This window comes from Pseudomonas alkylphenolica (assembly GCF_004025535.1).
Lineage (GTDB): Bacteria > Pseudomonadota > Gammaproteobacteria > Pseudomonadales > Pseudomonadaceae > Aquipseudomonas > Aquipseudomonas alkylphenolica_A.
The window spans coordinates 404,090-420,578 of the sequence record NZ_QJRG01000034.1; the positions used below are offsets into that span (position 1 = coordinate 404,090).

The 16,489-nt window shown below is 61.3% G+C and carries 14 protein-coding genes; 4 read left to right on the forward strand and 10 right to left on the reverse strand.

Annotation, left to right across the window (positions count from 1 at the left end; all coding sequences use genetic code 11):
- Positions 1-13: 13 nt before the first annotated feature.
- Complete coding sequence (locus DM813_RS05945) at positions 14-556, reverse strand: YaeQ family protein (protein WP_128322488.1); 543 nt, start codon at positions 554-556, stop codon at positions 14-16.
- A 130-nt stretch (positions 557-686) separates the two neighbouring features.
- On the opposite strand from DM813_RS05945, the gene DM813_RS05950 reads away from it, so the two are divergent.
- Positions 687-1,886 carry a CaiB/BaiF CoA transferase family protein gene (locus tag DM813_RS05950; protein ID WP_128322489.1) on the forward strand — a complete coding sequence of 400 codons (1,200 nt, stop codon included), beginning with the start codon at positions 687-689 and terminating at the stop codon, positions 1,884-1,886.
- 47 nt (positions 1,887-1,933) lie between these two features.
- The gene (locus DM813_RS05955) at positions 1,934-2,818 is read left to right on the forward strand and encodes a TIGR02285 family protein (RefSeq protein ID WP_128322490.1); all 885 of its coding nucleotides are present in this window, start codon (positions 1,934-1,936) and stop codon (positions 2,816-2,818) included.
- Between the two features lie 150 nt (positions 2,819-2,968).
- Here the strand turns inward: DM813_RS05955 and DM813_RS05960 are convergent, their stop codons facing one another.
- Positions 2,969-3,256: a DUF3509 domain-containing protein gene (locus DM813_RS05960; protein ID WP_128322906.1), complete on the reverse strand. Its 288-nt coding sequence runs from the start codon at positions 3,254-3,256 to the stop codon at positions 2,969-2,971.
- Between the two features lie 153 nt (positions 3,257-3,409).
- Between DM813_RS05960 and DM813_RS05965 the strand changes: the two genes are divergently transcribed.
- The gene (locus DM813_RS05965) at positions 3,410-4,072 is read left to right on the forward strand and encodes a response regulator transcription factor (protein WP_128322491.1); all 663 of its coding nucleotides are present in this window, start codon (positions 3,410-3,412) and stop codon (positions 4,070-4,072) included.
- Between the two features lie 5 nt (positions 4,073-4,077).
- On the opposite strand, the gene DM813_RS05970 is transcribed toward DM813_RS05965, so the two are convergent.
- From DM813_RS05970 to xerD, 6 genes are all read right to left on the reverse strand, one after another.
- A complete protein-coding gene (locus tag DM813_RS05970) occupies positions 4,078-5,298 on the reverse strand; it encodes an EAL domain-containing response regulator (protein WP_128322492.1) in 1,221 nt (406 codons plus the stop codon).
- 95 nt (positions 5,299-5,393) lie between these two features.
- Complete coding sequence (locus tag DM813_RS05975; protein ID WP_128322493.1) at positions 5,394-8,993, reverse strand: transporter substrate-binding domain-containing protein; 3,600 nt, start codon at positions 8,991-8,993, stop codon at positions 5,394-5,396.
- An 88-nt stretch (positions 8,994-9,081) separates the two neighbouring features.
- Complete coding sequence (gene thrC / locus DM813_RS05980; protein WP_128322494.1) at positions 9,082-10,491, reverse strand: threonine synthase; 1,410 nt, start codon at positions 10,489-10,491, stop codon at positions 9,082-9,084.
- 105 nt (positions 10,492-10,596) lie between these two features.
- Positions 10,597-11,901 carry a homoserine dehydrogenase gene (locus tag DM813_RS05985; RefSeq protein ID WP_128322495.1) on the reverse strand — a complete coding sequence of 435 codons (1,305 nt, stop codon included), beginning with the start codon at positions 11,899-11,901 and terminating at the stop codon, positions 10,597-10,599.
- Between the two features lie 81 nt (positions 11,902-11,982).
- Complete coding sequence (gene dsbC / locus DM813_RS05990; protein WP_128322496.1) at positions 11,983-12,717, reverse strand: bifunctional protein-disulfide isomerase/oxidoreductase DsbC; 735 nt, start codon at positions 12,715-12,717, stop codon at positions 11,983-11,985.
- Between the two features lie 144 nt (positions 12,718-12,861).
- Positions 12,862-13,758, reverse strand: coding sequence for a site-specific tyrosine recombinase XerD (gene xerD, locus DM813_RS05995; protein WP_128322497.1), 897 nt, complete (start codon positions 13,756-13,758; stop codon positions 12,862-12,864).
- A 75-nt stretch (positions 13,759-13,833) separates the two neighbouring features.
- On the opposite strand from xerD, the gene DM813_RS06000 reads away from it, so the two are divergent.
- Positions 13,834-15,651 (forward strand): cation:proton antiporter, encoded by a 1,818-nt coding sequence (locus DM813_RS06000; RefSeq protein WP_128322498.1) that lies wholly within the window; start codon positions 13,834-13,836, stop codon positions 15,649-15,651.
- Here the strand turns inward: DM813_RS06000 and DM813_RS06005 are convergent.
- Positions 15,637-16,044, reverse strand: coding sequence for an acyl-CoA thioesterase (locus DM813_RS06005; protein WP_128322499.1), 408 nt, complete (start codon positions 16,042-16,044; stop codon positions 15,637-15,639). The two genes, DM813_RS06000 and DM813_RS06005, sit on opposite strands and share 15 nt — an antisense overlap.
- 94 nt (positions 16,045-16,138) lie before the next feature.
- On the reverse strand, positions 16,139-16,489 hold the full coding sequence (rplS, locus tag DM813_RS06010; protein WP_128322500.1) for a 50S ribosomal protein L19: 351 nt from the start codon (positions 16,487-16,489) through the stop codon (positions 16,139-16,141).

Sequence of the window (16,489 nt, forward strand, 5' to 3'; positions counted from 1 at the left end):
TAACCAGCCGGCCTCAGCCGCGCTCGCCGAGCAACCATTGCAGCTGGACTTCGTGCTGACCGCGGTCGTCGGTAACGAACACCGTACCCTCGCTGATCATCACGTCCCACTTGATTGCCCGTGGCATGTCAGTGGCCAGGGTCTCCAGCACCTCTTGCGGCACGGCCGCAATGTTCAGGTTCTTGAGGTTTTTAACCGCCGGCACAACCTTGGTCTCCCACACACGTAGGCTGCCATAGGCCAGCAGGCTGGTGCGCTCGGTACGGCGCGAGCACCAGGTCAGGCGCTCGGCATCCGGTTGGCCAACCTCGATCCAGTGCAGGATGCGGTCATCCAGGCTCTTTTCCCACAAAGCGGCTTCGTCTACGTCCGACAGACCACGCCCGAACGTCAGTTGCTCGTTGTACCACAGGGCGTAGGCCAGCAGGCGCACGGCCATACGCTCTTCGGTTTCCGAAGGGTGGCGGGCAATGGTCTGCTTGACGCTTTCGTAGACACCGCGGTCAAGATCGGTGAGGTTCAGTTCAAACTTGTAGGTCGTGGAAGGCTGGGCCATGGCGGGCGTCTTGCGCTGAGAAAAAGTCGCCCAGTCTAACCGATCCGCACAATCCTTGCCCCGCGGCAGTATCTGAGCGCGTCGGCGTGTGATAAAAACGGGAGCTCTGACCCGCCGCCACGGACGCCCCATGCCTACACCCAGCAAACCTCTCGCCGGACTGAAAGTCATCGAACTCGGCACCCTGATCGCCGGGCCTTTTGCTTCGCGCATCTGCGCCGAATTCGGTGCCCAGGTGATCAAGGTCGAGTCCCCGGATGGCGGTGATCCCTTGCGCAAATGGCGCAAGCTCTATGAAGGCACGTCGCTGTGGTGGTTCGTCCAGGCCCGCAACAAACAGTCGTTGACCCTCAACCTCAAGCACGCCGACGGTCTCGAGATCCTGAAAAAGCTGCTGGCCGACGCTGATATCCTCATCGAGAACTTCCGACCCGGCGTACTGGAGAAGCTCGGGCTGGGTTGGGACACCCTCCACGCGCTGAACCCGAAACTGGTCATGGTGCGGCTGTCCGGCTTCGGTCAGACCGGGCCGATGAAGGATCAGCCCGGCTTCGGTGCGGTCGGTGAGTCCATGGGCGGGCTGCGTTACATCACCGGCTTTGAAGATCGCCCGCCGGTGCGCACCGGCATTTCCATCGGCGATTCGATCGCAGCGCTGTGGGGGGTGATCGGCGCCTTGATGGCCCTGCGTCATCGCGAGGTCAATGGCGGGACGGGGCAGGTGGTGGACGTGGCCTTGTACGAGGCCATCTTCGCGATGATGGAGAGCATGGTGCCCGAGTTCGACGTGTTCGGGTTCATTCGCGAGCGCACCGGCAACATCATGCCGGGTATCACTCCCTCCTCGATCCACACCAGTGCCGATGGCAAGCATGTACAGATCGGCGCCAACGGCGATGCAATCTTCAAGCGCTTCATGCTCGCCATCGGTCGTCAGGACCTGGCCGACGATCCCCAGCTGGCCAGCAACGATGGCCGTGATCAGCGCCGCGACGAACTGTATGGCGTCATCGATCGTTGGGCCCGTAGCGTGCCGCTGGATGACCTGATGCAGTTGCTCAACGAGGCTCAGGTACCGGCCAGCCGCATCTACAGCGCCGAAGACATGTTCAGCGATCCGCAGTTCCTGGCCCGGGAAATGTTCCTGCAGGCCAAACTGCCCGACGGCAAACCGTTCAAGATGCCGGGGATTGTGCCCAAACTGTCGGAAACACCGGGTTCCAGCGAATGGGTCGGGCCTGAACTGGGCGCACACACCGACCAACTGCTCGGCGCGCTGGGCTATGACAGTGCAGACATTGCACGCCTGCGCGAGCAAGGGGCGATCTGACGCTTCGCACCTCACTCTGTTACCGGCCGGACGGTGGAGACTCGCACATGATCGAACGCAGGCGGCAGCGCGTGGGAACCCTGCTGGCACTATTTCTCTGTGCAGTGGGCGCCAGCCTGCCCAGCACGGCCTGGGCCAAGGAGCGCCTGTTGTGGCTACTGCGCGACCTGCCACCTTTGACCGTTTTCGAAGGCTCCGGCAAAGGCCAGGGGGTGGTGGATCAACTCCTGCCGATGCTGATCAAGGCCATGCCTGAATATGACCACAGCATCATCCGGGTCAATCGCGCACGTGGCACGCAGATGCTTCAGGAGGGCCGCTTCACCTGTGACCCGACCTTGCTCTGGACGCCGGAACGCGCCCGCTATGTGCACTTTGCCAAGCCGAGCCTGGGCGTCATCAGCAGCGGTGTGGTGGCACGCAGGCAAGACCAGGCATTGCTGGCACCCTACGTGGAAAACCAGGCGCTCGATCTGCGCGGCCTGCTTGCAAACTCGTCACTCAAACTGGGCGTAGTGGCCGAACGAAGCTACAGCCCACCTGTCGATGCCTTGCTCAAGACCCTGCCAGAGCAGACCCTCAGCCGCCACTATGGCAACGATGCGGTCACCAACCTGCTGCAGATGCAAAAGCGTGAACGCCTGCAGCTGCTGCTGGGCTACTGGCCGGAAGTCCGCTACCTGATCCAGCAGCAGCACTGGGCAACCGAAGACTACCGGTTCTACCCGATCCAGGGCGTCACCCGTTACCAGTTCATCCACATCGGCTGCTCCGACACGCCGCTGGGGCGTGAAGCGGTCAGCCACATCAACGAGCTGCTTATGCCCTTGCGCCGCGATACCCTGCCAGCGCTCTATGCGCAATGGCTTGATCCGCAGATGCGCGAGCAGTACCTGCAAGAAAGCCAGCAGTTTTTCATCGATCCCCAGTGAACGGGCACAAAGAAACCCCGGGCGTTGGGGAAGCCGACCGGGGCTAAACAAAAGTCCAGCTGGACTTTTTGCGACAGTTGAAAGGCATCGGAGCAAAACGCCAGTCAACCGCTCTCGTCAGATCTGATCGCCCGCCAGGCTAAAGGTTCCTTACAGCCCGAGCGTTTGTCCGCGCTGGTGCTGCACCTGCTGCAGCGCAGCGATCATCGAGGGCTGCAGTCGCCCTTCGGCAACCCGCAGATCACGCTGTAAACCATCCACCAGGTCGATCAGCAGGCGCTGGTCTTCAAGCTCGCTGAACAATACAGAGCGCTGTACAACGGGGTGGCTAGACTCATCAAAGACCTGCAAGGTGAAATGGCCTGCCTGTTCATGTCGAACCAGCGTGACCTGATACGGCGCCAATGCTTCAGTTAGCAACCAGCCAATACGTTTCATCTTGTCCACTGCTCACCTACCTGTTTTCAAGGGATACACGAATGACCCCGAACCTTGCGGGAAAGTTCTATCGGTTTGGTTCACTGTCCGTTCAGCGAGCATGACCGGCAACAATGACAGTTTGAATCACCCAATGGTCTTACGGAGACAGCTTTGAGTCCTTCCCCCTCGCGACCTTTACGCATTGTCCTGGCCGACGACCATCCGATCTTTCGCATCGGCCTGCAGGCCGTGCTTGAGCAAATTCCCGGGGTGCGCGTGGTCGCTCAGGCCGGTAGCCCGAAGGAACTGTTGGACAACCTGCAGGCGACGGCGTGTGATGTGGTGGTGACCGACTTCATGATGCCGGTGGAACAGCAAAACGATGGCTTGAAATTGCTCGAGCAAATTCGCCGGCAGTTTCCGGCGCTGCCGATACTGGTGGTGACCATGCTCAACAACGCCGGCCTGTTCCGGGCGATGCTCACACTGGGCGTCAATGGACTGCTGAGCAAGGCCAGCCTGGCCGACGAGCTACCGTCGGCGATCAGTTGCCTGCGGCGCGGCAAGACCTACCTGGCCGCCTCAGTCCAACACCTGATGAGTCAGGATGGCGCGGTGCGTGAAGACATGATCGGTGTACAGGAGGCCCTGTCACCCAAGGAGCTGGAAGTCACCCGGCTGCTTGCCGCCGGCCATACGGTGAGCCAGATCGCGGCGCTGCTCAATCGCAGCAAACAGACTGTCAGTACCCAGAAGGTCAGTGCCATGCGCAAACTCGGCCTGGCCAATGATGCGGCACTTTTTCTTTATTTGCAGGAGCACGGCCTGAGCTGATCCGCTCAGGCCGTGGCCAGGTGGGCAATACTGGTCTCGTCCCGCTTGCCGACCCATTCAAGCAATTCGGCCCCCGGCATGGGCCTGGCAATGAAATAGCCCTGCATGACCGGCTGCCCCAGCGCTTTAATGGCCTGCAGGTCCTCGGCCGTCTCCACGCCTTCGACCACTACCTTCAGGTTCATGCGCCTGGCCATGATCAAGGCACCGGCAACCACGGCGGCCTTGCGCCCGTCAGTGGCCATGCCGCGCACGAACTCGCTGGGCAGTTTCAGTTCACTGAACGGCAACTCCAGCAAACGCTGGACGTTGGAACCGTCCATGCCGAAATCGTCGATGGACAGCTGGCAACCGAGTATGCGCAAGTGCAGAAGCCCTTCAAGCTGATGCTCATCCGGCGTACAGCCGACGGTTTCGATCATCTCCAGGGTCAGGGCGCTGGCAGGAACAGCGTGACGCTCAAGCGCTGCCTTGACCTGATCATGCAGATCGGGGCGAGCCAGCATGTGCGGGGTGATGTTCACGGCCACTGGAAGCGCATTACCGGTTTGCGATTGAAACCGCGCGCTGTACGCCAAGGCCTGGTCCAGCACATGCAAACTCATGGTGTCGAGCAGACCGGCGCGCTCGATCAAGCGAAGAAACTGCCCGGGGTACAACAAGCCAAGGCAGGGATGCTGCCAACGCACCAAGGCTTCGGCACCCACCAGCTTGCCGTCGTGTGCCACTTTCGGTTGATAGTGCACAACCCACTGATTCTGACCCTCGGCCAGTTGCGCCGCGGTCAGGTCCAGCAGTTCGGGATATTGCGGCAGCCTCACCACTGCAGGTGCGCAGCAATCCTGCTCCAAATAGCGACGCAGCAGTTGATGCAGGACGATACTGCTGGCCGGCTTTTGCACACAGCCCAACACGTTGACGCCCATGTGCCGGGCCAGTTTGCCAACACTATCGATCACACAGGTCTCGGCACCGCTGAGAATGATCACCGATGCCGCCAGTCCGCTTTCAGCCAGGTGGCGGATGAACGCCAGGCCGTCCGGGCCTTCCATGTGCAAGTCGCAAATGGCTATATCCACCGGCCCGCGGCGTGACAGGACCTGGCAGGCGACGTCGACCGACTCGGCGGTCAATACATCAAACACACCATTGGCATTGAGCATCTGATGCAATGCCATGAGCTGGAAAGGATGATCCTCCAGAATCAGAACTTTGAGTGAGTGCATACTCGCTACCCCCGCAGTTGCAGTCATGTGCGACTGCACGGGGCCCACTTTAGGCAAGATCGTCCTGCGAACCTATCGGACAAGTCCTAAAGTACTCAAGGTGTTTTCAGTAATTCCCGCTCAACATCGGCATCAAGTTGCAACAACACCTGCTCCAGCGCTCCCCAGGCAGTCCGCAACTCCTCCGGGCCAGGTGCCTGGGACGCCCGCCGCAGTGCCGCACACGCCTGAGCCAGAGGTACCGCATCGATCAGGCACGCCACCCCTTCGAGGCGATGCAACGACGCCCGGACAGCATCCACAGCCAAGGCCGACACAGCCTTGTTGAGCATCACCTGCTCTTCACCGAGGTTCTTGTGCAACTCCGCCAGCATCCGACGCATGATCGCAGGGTCAGCCTGGGTCATTTGCTGCAGCGCCTGCATCCTGAAACTGTGCAGCGGCGCCCACACCGAGATTGTCTCGGCCAGGCGATCGAGCGAAACGGGCTTGACCAGCAAGTCGTCCATTCCTGCCTCCAGGCAGCGGTCGCGCTCGTCTTTCAACGCATTGGCAGTGCAGCCGATGATCGCAGTTGCCACGCGCTGCTGTTGCTCGCCCTCCAACCGCCGAATTGCACGCGCCAGGGCGTAGCCACTCATTACCGGCATGTTGCAATCGGTCAGGAGTAAATCGAACTGTTCATGCTCCCAGAGCGCCAGCGCCGCCTGGCCATTGTCCACCGCCACCACCTGATGCCCGAGAAACTCCAGCTGTTGCATGAGCACCAGGCGACTGGCAGACAGATCGTCTACCACCAGCACGCGTCGCGCCGGGGTATTCTGTCGCAGCGCCGCCACGCTCGGGGAACGCTCCTGCTTCTGCAGCACCGGCTCCAGCATCAGCGTCACCTCAACTTCAGTGCCCTCGCCCAGTACGCTGTGCAAACTGATCGAACCGCCCATCAGTTCCACCAGCTGTCGACAGATACTCAGCCCCAGGCCAGAGCCGCCGTACTCCGTGGCCGAGGCGGCGGTGGCCTGGGTAAAGGGCGTGAACAGCTCGCGCTGCTGCTGTTCACTGATGCCTATCCCGGTGTCTCGCACACAAAGGCGCAAGCCGAGCGCCAACGGAGAATCCTGCCCGGTGCGGCTGATTTCGACAGTCACCTGGCCAAGGTGGGTAAATTTCAGGGCATTGCCCACCAGATTGATCAACACCTGGCGCAAGCGCACCGGGTCAAACCAGTAGCTGCCTTGCGCGTCATCGGCGACCTGCAGGCGCAGTGCCAGCCCCTGTGCCAGCGCCTGGCTGCGGAACTGCGTGATAACGCTTTCGGCAAACGGCACCAACGCCGTCGCCTGTGGCGTCAGTTGCAGGCTGCCGGCCTCGATGCGGGCCAGGTCCAGGCTGTCACCGATCAGGTCAATCAGCTCACGTGCCGAGCGATACGCGGTTTCCAGCCTCGACGAGGGCTCCTGCCCGCTGGCCAGGGCGCTCTCGCGCTCCAGTTCGAGCAAGCCGATGATCACCGCCATGGGCGTGCGGATCTCATGGCTCATGGTGGCCAGAAATGCACTTTTGGCCCGGTTGGCCTGCTCGGCATGCAAGCGGGCTTCCACCAGTTCCGCTTCCAGGCGCTTGCGATCAGTGATGTCGATCCAGCCGCCGAGCAAGCCCTGCAACTGGCCATCGGCACTGTAAAACGGCACGGTCCATTGATAGGCGTCGATAGGCACGCCTTGCAACTTGATCCGGCGATCGACAAACACCGGTTTGGGATCTTTGAGCAGGTCCAGGTAGTCGGCATGCATTTTCGCCGACAGATGCGCGGGTATCGACGTGTTATCGGTTACACGGCGCCCCTTGACCTGATCCAGGCGAACGGAAAACGCCTCTTCATAGCTCTTGTTGCACGACAGCAGCCGTCCTTCCAGGTCGCGCACATAGATCGGGTTAGGGATGCCGTCGAGCAGCGCACGCTTGAAGGCCAGTTGGTCGTTGAGCGCTTCCTCGGCCTTCTCGCGCTGAGCGATCTGCGCACGCAAACGGCTGCTCCAGATCAATGACGCCACGCCGAACAGCAGCGCCGCGGCAACGGCCCAGTACACCCAGGGCGGAATCCGTTGCCACACCGGCGCTGGCGGCGCCAAGGCGCCCAGCCATTTCATCCGCAAGGCGCGCAACTCGGCAACCGGCATCGCCTCCAGTGCCTTGTTGAGGATGCTCTCAAGCTCCGGCGCGCTGCGCCTGACCGAAAACCTGTCGGGTGCCCACTTGCCTTCTACCCCCCGCCCGACCTTCAACGTCGGATCGTTGTTCAGTGCGCCGTAAGCCCCGACCTCACTGTCGATGGTCGCCATGGCCTGGCCGTTGCGCACCTTTTCCCGGGCTTGCTCCAGCGAATCCACCAACAACAGGCGGATGCCGGGATGGGACTCGCGAATGCTGGCTTCAAGGGCATGCTCGGCGGGCAGCGCCAGGGTCTGGCCGTTCAGCTCATCAAGCGACGCCAGTGCCAGGTTCGCCTGACGCACGATGAACACCCAGCTCTGCCCACCCAACGAGTGGGTGAAGGTGAGAAAGGCCCGTCGCTGCGGCGTCTCGCTCAGCGTGGTGCTCATGTCCGCCTGTTCCTGCTCGAGCAGTGCCAGGCTCTGGGCAATGGATGAAGACGGCTTGAACACGAACTGCAGCCCGGTCAGCTGTGCAATCGCCGCCAGCACGTCGCGGTTCAGGCCAACCCAGGCACCCTGACGATTACGGAACAGGTACGGCGGGTACTGGCTACCGACGACTGTCACGGTGGGGTGCCGGGCGATCCATTGGTGTTCCTGTGCGCTCAGCTGGACGCGGCGATGGGCCACATCCGAGCCCAGCCCCGAAGTCCAGCGCTGCAGGATTTCGCGCTGTACCGACTCATCAAGACTGGCCAGCGCACGATCGAACAGCCCATGCAGAAGCTGGTCCTGGGCACGCAGGGCAAAGGCAAAGCCGATGGCCGGCAATTCGCTGGGGCCGACCACCTGCAAACCCAGATAAGGCCGCAGCGTGCTGTAGGCGCGCACGATGATTTCGTTACCGATGAACGCGTCCACCTCGCCCTGATTCAACGCCTCCAAAGCACTGCTGAGATTGGGTGCCAGAATCACCTGGCTGGTGGGATAGACCTGATGCACAACGCGGGTGTCGGCATAGCCATCGAGCAACACGATCTTCATGCCAGCAAGCGACTTGGCGGGCAAAGGGGCGCCGCCGCGCACCACCACCATCGAGCGGTCGGGAATGTAGTCGTCGGTAAACACCAGATCCGGCACACTGCGCTCAAAGCCATTGGCACTGGTCAGCACATCAATCGTACCCTGGTGCAGGGCTTCGATAGCTTCCTCGCGCCGGGTGAAGGCCAGCACCTGGGTCTTGACCCCCAGGCGAGCGGCCACCAGGCTCAGGTAGTCGGCGCTGATGCCCTGATAGCGATTACGATCGATGGTGATGTCTACCGGCTCATAGTCGGCCGAAGATATCCCCACCCGTAACACCCGCGCAGGGCCGAGCCACCGCTGTTCCTCCAGGCTCAGTGCAAAGGGCTCAAGCGTGGTGAACGGTGGTGCCAAGGTAAATGGCAGGCTCTGCGCAGCGTGTGCCCAGCCTCCACTGAGAATCCATAACAGGCAGGCCAGCACAAGCCCGGCTGTTCGACTGCATCCTGTGCTCATTGCTGCATCATCCGTGTTTCTGACCTTGGCCAGTGTAGAAACAAAAAAGCCCGTCAGGGACGGGCTTTTTTGTGTGCCTATCGAGGGATCAGAGCGGCTTGCCGCGATTGCCATGCTGACTGACGAAGGCTTGTACCGCTTTCAGGTCGTTGGCCAGGACCGTGCAACGCTCTTCCCGAGCGAACAGGTCGCTCAGGTGGGCTGGCAGCTCCAGCGCCTTGCCGACGCCGGCCTTTTCCACCGCTTCCGGGAACTTGACCGGATGCGCGGTGCCCAGCACCACCATCGGCGTATCCAGGCTGCGGCGGCATTCGCGTGCAGCCTTGACCCCGATCGCCGTGTGCGGGTCGAGCACTTCGCCGGTCTGGGCGAAGACCTCAGCGATGGTTTCGCAGGTTTGCGCGTCATCAACGGCCAGCGAGTCGAAGAGCTTGCGCGCTTCTACCCAACGGTCCTGCTCGACGCTGAAACCGCCACCTTGCTTGAAGTTGTCCATCAAGCCGGCGATGGCGGCACCGTTGCGGCCGTGCAGATCGAACAGCAGGCGCTCGAAGTTGGAAGAAACCATGATGTCCATCGACGGCGACAAGGTCGCGTGCAGGGTTTCCTTGACGTACTGGTTGCCACTCATGAAGCGGTGCAGGATGTCGTTGCGGTTGGTCGCGACGATCAGCTGGCTGATCGGCAGGCCCATGTTGCGCGCCAGGTAACCGGCGAAGATATCGCCGAAGTTGCCGGTCGGCACCGAGAACGCCACCGAACGCGCCGGGCCGCCCAGCTGCAGGGCGGCATGGAAGTAGTAAACGATCTGGGCCATGATCCGCGCCCAGTTGATCGAGTTCACCGCGACCAGGCGCGTGCCCTTGAGGAAGCCCTGGTCAGCGAAGCTGGCCTTGACCATTTCCTGGCAGTCATCGAAGTTGCCTTCGATGGCGATGTTGTGGATGTTCTCACCGAAGATGGTGGTCATCTGCCGGCGCTGCACTTCCGACACACGCTGGTGCGGGTGCAGGATGAAAATGTCGACGTTGTCGCAACGGCGGCAGCCTTCGATGGCCGCCGAACCGGTATCACCGCTGGTAGCACCGATGATCACCACGCGCTCGCCACGCTTGGCCAATACGTGATCAAGCAGACGGCCGAGCAGTTGCAGGGCGAAATCCTTGAACGCCAGGGTCGGGCCGTGGAACAGTTCCATCACCCATTCGTTGCTGTTCAGCTGACGCAGCGGGGCGACCGCGGCATGAGCGAACTCGCCGTAGGTTTCTTCCAGAATCTTTTTGAAATCGGCATCGGCAATGCTGCCGGTGACGAACGGACGCATCACCCGGAAAGCCAGCTCGTGGTACGGCAGGCCGGCCCACGAAGCGATTTCTTCCTGGGTGAAACGTGGCAGGTTTTCCGGCACGTACAGGCCGCCATCGCTGGCCAGGCCTGCGAGCAGGACGTCTTCGAAATTCAGGGCCGGTGCCTGGCCGCGGGTACTGATGTAGCGCATTTGTGCAAACCTTTGGTTAAAGCTTCAAGTGTCGGGCGCCGTGCTGCAAGTCAACGCCTTTGGGCGTCTGCCTTGCAGTCGGCAGCCTGGCGCTTGCCGCTGTTATCAATTCAGTTGTTCGACGCGGATACGCACCACGTTGCCGATCACGTCCTGCAGGGCTTCCAGGGCGGTGATGGCATCGTTCATGCGTTGCTCAAGCACACGATGGGTCAGCAGGATCATTGGCACCAGGCCGTCCTGTTCCTCGACTTCCTTCTGCATGATCGATTCGATATTGATACCGCGCTCCGAAAGGATGCTGGCCACCTGGGCAAGCACGCCCGGGTGATCCTTGGCCTGAATCCGCAGGTAGTAGGCAGACTCGCAAGCCTCGATCGGCAGGATCGGGTGCGCCGACAGCGAATCCGGCTGGAAGGCCAGGTGCGGTACACGGTTCTCCGGGTCGGACGTCATTGCGCGGACTACATCCACCAGGTCGGCAACCACGGACGAGGCGGTCGGCTCCATACCGGCACCGGCGCCGTAGAACAGGGTGGAGCCAGCAGCGTCGCCGTTGACCATTACCGCGTTCATGACGCCGTTGACGTTGGCAATCAGACGGTCGGCCGGGATCAGTGTCGGGTGAACCCGCAACTCGATGCCATTGACGGTGCTGCGCGCCACGCCCAGGTGCTTGATGCGATAGCCCAGCGCTTCGGCGTAGTTGACGTCGGCGGTGGTCAGCTGGGTAATGCCTTCGGTGTAAGCCTTGTCGAACTGCAGCGGAATACCAAAGGCGATGGAGGCCAGGATAGTCAGCTTGTGGGCCGCATCGATGCCTTCAACGTCGAAGGTCGGGTCGGCTTCGGCATAACCCAGCGCCTGGGCTTCAGCCAGCACGTCGGGGAAGGCACGGCCCTTCTCGCGCATTTCGGTGAGAATGAAGTTACCGGTGCCGTTGATGATGCCGGCCACCCAGTTGATGCGGTTGGCCGAGAGGCCTTCGCGGATCGCCTTGATTACCGGGATGCCACCGGCCACGGCCGCTTCGAAGGCGACGATAACGCCCTTCTCGCGCGCCTTGGCGAAGATCTCGTTACCGTGCACGGCGATCAGCGCCTTGTTGGCGGTGACCACGTGCTTGCCATTGTCGATGGCCTTGAGTACCAGATCGCGGGCCACGGTGTAGCCACCGATCAGCTCGATGACAATGTCGATTTCCGGGTTCGTTGCGACCTCGAATACATCAGCGGTAATGGGGGTACCGGTAATCTGGCAATTCGGGTTTGGCGAACGCATGGCAATCTGTGCCACTTCGATACCACGCCCGGCACGGCGGGCGATTTCCTCGGCGTTACGCTGAAGTACATTGAAGGTACCGCCACCGACGGTCCCCAACCCACAGATGCCTACTTTGACCGGTTTCACTGTGAACTCCCCATTGAACGAACGGCGCGAAGCCATTCGTGAAAACAGCCGTCTCCCCATGGTGACGGCTCGCTTGTTGATTTATTTGCTGCCGGCGAGCGCCAGCTTGGCTACCTGTGGAGCCGGTTGATAACCCGGAATCACCTGACCGTCTTCAAGCACGATGGCCGGGGTGCCGTTGACACCAATCGACTGACCCAGCTGGAATTGCTTGCTGACCGGGTTGGCGCACTTGGCAGCCTTGATTTCTTTGCCGTCGATCATATTGTCCAGCGCCGCTTTACGGTCGCTGGAGCACCAGACGGCTTGCAGCTGTTCATCGCCCGGGGAGCCGAGGCCTTGGCGCGGGAAGGCAACGTAACGCACTTCGATACCGCGACGGTTTAACTCAGGCACTTCGGCGTGCAGCTTGTGGCAATACGGGCAGGTCGTGTCGGTAAACACAGTGATGTGCGATTTGGTTTCGCCCTTGGCAGGATAAACCACCATCTCGGCGGCTGGAATAGCATTGATGCTCTTGGCGATGGCCTGACGCTCGGTTTTTTCCGTCAGGTTGACCGGCTTGCCGTCCTGGATCTGGTACAGGTAGCCCTGCATGACGAACTGACCATCGGGGCTGGCGTAAAGCACGCGGCCACCTTCGAGCTTGACTTCGTACAGCCCGTTCAGCGGACTGGAGGCAACGCTGTCGACCGGCACACCCAGTTCCAGGGTTTGCAGGGTCTTGCGGATCGCCTGCTCGGCGGTGTCGGTGGCAGCGGCAAAAGTACTGACCAACGCCAGGGCGGCGGTGGCGATAATCTGGGTCACGCGCATGGGAACTCCTGAAGGCGGGCAAAGGGCCGATCAAGCAACGCAGGTCTGAAACGACGGCGGCCAGACGGTCCTTGATGCAAACCGCCCAAGCCTACCACATCATGCCCGCACAGACCGCCCCCGGCCGATACAAGCCCTGCAGGCTCAGCCTCGTGGGTGATGGCGCGCGTGCATCTCCTGCAGACGGGCGCGAGCGACGTGGGTATAGATCTGCGTCGTAGACAGGTCACTGTGGCCGAGCAGCATCTGCACCACCCGTAAATCGGCGCCGTGGTTGAGCAGGTGCGTGGCAAAGGCGTGGCGCAAGGTGTGCGGTGACAGGCTCTTGCCGATGCCGGCCACTTGCGCCTGATGCTTGATCCGGTGCCAGAAGGTCTGCCGGGTCATCTGTTCGCCACGCTGACTGGGAAACAGCACGTCACTCGGGCGTCCGCCCAGCAGCTCATTGCGCCCGTCGCGCACGTAGCGCTCAAGCCATACCACCGCCTCTTCCCCCATCGGCACCAGGCGTTCCTTGCTGCCCTTGCCCATTACCCGCAGTACACCTTGACGAAGATTGACCTGATCCAGGGTCAGACTGACCAGTTCGGTCACGCGCAAGCCACAGGCGTAGAGCACTTCAAGCATGGCGCGGTCGCGCTGGCCAATCGGCTCACTCAGGTCGGGGGCCTGCAACAGCGCCTCAACGTCCTCTTCAGACAGGGACTTGGGCAACGGGCGCCCCAACTGCGGCATTTCGACCTGCAATGTCGGGTCAACACCAATTAGTTTCTCCCGCAGCAAATACCGATAAAAGCCACGTACACCGGAGAGAAAGCGCGCGGTTGAGCGCGGCTTGTAGCCCTGGTCAAGACGCCAGGCGAGGTGATCGAGGATCAGCTCGCGCCCGGCGTCCGGCAACGCCACGTGCTGCTCCTGCAACCAGCCGTTGAACAAGGTCAGGTCACTGCGGTACGACTCGCGAGTGTTGTCCGCCAGGCCTTTTTCCAGCCACAGGGCGTCGAGAAACTGATCGATCAAGGGGTGTTCAATGGCAGGCATGACAACTCGGCGGCATATAACAAAACAGAAATTAGCCGCTAGTCTTCCATAACACGGTCAGCATAGGGAGCTTGAATGAACGAACAACAGATATTGCTGACCTTCGGTGGCATCGGAGCCGCCGCCCTCGCCTGCCAATGGCTGGCCTGGCGCCTGAAGTTGCCCGCCATCCTGTTTCTGTTGCTCAGCGGCATTCTCGCCGGGCCAGTCCTGGGCTGGCTCGACCCGCAGGCCATGTTCGGCCCGCTGCTGATGCCCCTGGTGTCCCTGGCGGTCGCCCTGATCCTGTTCGAAGGCAGCCTGACCCTGCACCTCTCGCAATGGCGCGAAATCGGCAGCGTTGTGCAGCGCATGGTGACCCTCGGGGCGTTGTCGACCTGGGTGATCATTACCGTTGCCACACACTGGCTGCTCGGTTTCGACTGGCTGCTGGCGACACTGTTCGGCACCCTCACCCTGGTCACCGGGCCGACCGTGATCGTGCCGATGCTGCGCGTGGTGCGGCCCAAGTCGACGATTGCCAACATCCTGCGTTGGGAAGGTATTGTCATCGACCCCATCGGCGCACTGCTCGCCGTTGTGGTGTACAGCTTCATCATTGCCAGCGCCGAAGGTAACGGCCTTACCCATAGCCTGATCACTTTTGCCGGGGTGATCCTCTGTGGCAGCGCCTTCGGTGCCGCCGGCGGCTGGATACTGGGACAGGTCATGCGCGAGCAGTGGTTGCCCGAGTACCTGCACAACCTGGCGTCATTGGCTGCCGTGCTGGGCATTTTCATCGCATCGAACCAGGTGATGCACGAATCCGGCTTGCTCGCGGTGACCATCATGGGCATGTGGTTGGCAAACATGAAGGGCGTGGATGTCCGGCAGATCCTGCACTTCAAGGAGAACCTGAGCGTACTGCTGATTTCCGGTCTGTTCATCCTGCTCGCCGCACGCTTGGACCTGCATGCCCTGATCGGTCTTGGGCCGGCGGTGCTTGCACTGTTGCTGGTAATCCAGCTGATCGCCCGACCGCTGAACGTCGCACTGTCGACCTGGGGCTCACAACTGAACTGGCGCGAGCGGGCCCTGCTCAGCTGGATTGCCCCGCGCGGGATCGTAGCGGCGGCGGTGTCGGCAATCTTCGCCATTCGCCTGCATGAGGCCGGCCACGAGGGCGCCCTGCTGCTGGTGCCGCTGACCTTTGCAGTGATCATCGGCACCGTAGTGCTGCAAAGCGCTACGGCACGACCGCTGGCGCGCCTGCTGAACGTTGCCGAACCTGCCCCCAGCGGCTTTCTGATTGTCGGTGCCAACCCTCCGGCAAGGGTCATTGCCAAAGCGTTGCAACAACTCAATTGCCGGGTACTGCTGACCGATTCGAGTTGGGAAAACATTCGCGCCGCGCGAATGGAAGGGCTGCCCACCTACTTTGGCAACCCGGCTTCACAGCATGCCGACGCCCACCTGGACCTGGTCGGCCTCGGCCACCTGCTTGGACTTTCGCCCTCGGGAGAGCTGAATACCCTGGCCTGCGCACGCTTTCGACATGACTTCGGCCACGCAAGGTTGTTCGTCCTCGCCAGTGGCCTGGAGGCACGGCGCAGCGACAAGCACCGTGCCAGCGATGAGCATCGCGGGCACGTCCTGGGTTCCCAGGCCCTGACTTACGTGCAGTTGGCCAACCAGTTACATCAAGGCGCCGAGCTTTACAGCACCCATCTGACCGACACCTTCGGCTGGGAGGATTATCAGGCACTGCATGGCGATCGGGCGACCTTGCTGTTTGCCCGGGACAGCAGCGACTGGGTACATGTGTTCGGACCGGACAGCGTGCTCAAGCCAGGGGCCGGGTGGACGGTGGTGGCCCTTATTCAACCTGCTACGAGCGACTCAGAATCCGGGTAGCACAGGCACAGGGCGCTTGTCTTCGTCGATTGCGACAAAGCTGAACAGGCCGTGAATGGCTTTTTCACGGCTGTCGCAGCTCATGCTTTCGACAAACACTTCAACCTCGACCTTGAGGCTGGTGTTACCCACACTGGCCACCCGTCCTACCAGCTCGACAATGGAACCCGCCGCAATCGGGTGCTTGAAGTCGATGCGGTCGGTAGACACGGTCACCAGCGGCAAACGGCAGAACCGGGTGGCGGCGATGAACGAGACTTCGTCCATCCAGGCCAGGGCGGTGCCGCCAAACAGGGTGTTGTGGTGGTTGGTGGTAGACGGGAACACCGCCTTGGTCACGCGGGTCACCGACAATTCGGTGCGGCGTTCGATTTCCTGCTCTCTGGGACTCATTCACTTCACATCTGGGACAAATTGCAGACAACAAAAAAGCAGCCCGAAGGCTGCTTTTTTCGCATGGCGGCCGAAGCTGCCGGTCAAACTGTCATCAGGACAGTTTTTCCTTGATGCGAGCGGCTTTACCGGACAGGTCGCGCAGGTAGTACAGCTTGGCTTTACGCACGTCACCACGACGTTTCACGGCCAGGCTGTCGATTTGCGGGCTGTAGGTCTGGAAAGTACGCTCAACACCAACACCGTTGGAGATCTTGCGAACAGTGAAAGCACTGTTCAGACCACGGTTACGCTTGGCGATGACAACGCCTTCAAAGGCCTGCAGACGCGAACGATCGCCTTCCTTCACTTTCACCTGAACGACAACGGTGTCGCCCGGGGCAAAGGTCGGGATCTCTTTGGACATCTGCTCAGCTTCGATCTGCTGAATGATTTTGTTGGTCAT

Bases quoted from the DNA above. Each gene is read 5' to 3' on its own strand.
- dsbC (WP_128322496.1), bottom strand. From the start codon at position 12,717: ATGCGCGTGACCCAGATTATCGCCACCGCCGCCCTGGCGTTGGTCAGT.
- DM813_RS05960 (WP_128322906.1), bottom strand. From the start codon at position 3,256: ATGAAACGTATTGGCTGGTTGCTAACTGAAGCATTGGCGCCGTATCAG.
- DM813_RS06000 (WP_128322498.1), top strand. From the start codon at position 13,834: ATGAACGAACAACAGATATTGCTGACCTTCGGTGGCATCGGAGCCGCC.
- DM813_RS05950 (WP_128322489.1), top strand. From the start codon at position 687: ATGCCTACACCCAGCAAACCTCTCGCCGGACTGAAAGTCATCGAACTC.
- DM813_RS05970 (WP_128322492.1), bottom strand. From the start codon at position 5,298: ATGCACTCACTCAAAGTTCTGATTCTGGAGGATCATCCTTTCCAGCTC.
- DM813_RS06005 (WP_128322499.1), bottom strand. From the start codon at position 16,044: ATGAGTCCCAGAGAGCAGGAAATCGAACGCCGCACCGAATTGTCGGTG.
- xerD (WP_128322497.1), bottom strand. From the start codon at position 13,758: ATGCCTGCCATTGAACACCCCTTGATCGATCAGTTTCTCGACGCCCTG.
- DM813_RS05955 (WP_128322490.1), top strand. From the start codon at position 1,934: ATGATCGAACGCAGGCGGCAGCGCGTGGGAACCCTGCTGGCACTATTT.
- DM813_RS05975 (WP_128322493.1), bottom strand. From the start codon at position 8,993: ATGAGCACAGGATGCAGTCGAACAGCCGGGCTTGTGCTGGCCTGCCTG.
- rplS (WP_128322500.1), bottom strand. From the start codon at position 16,489: ATGACCAACAAAATCATTCAGCAGATCGAAGCTGAGCAGATGTCCAAA.
- DM813_RS05945 (WP_128322488.1), bottom strand. From the start codon at position 556: ATGGCCCAGCCTTCCACGACCTACAAGTTTGAACTGAACCTCACCGAT.
- thrC (WP_128322494.1), bottom strand. From the start codon at position 10,491: ATGCGCTACATCAGTACCCGCGGCCAGGCACCGGCCCTGAATTTCGAA.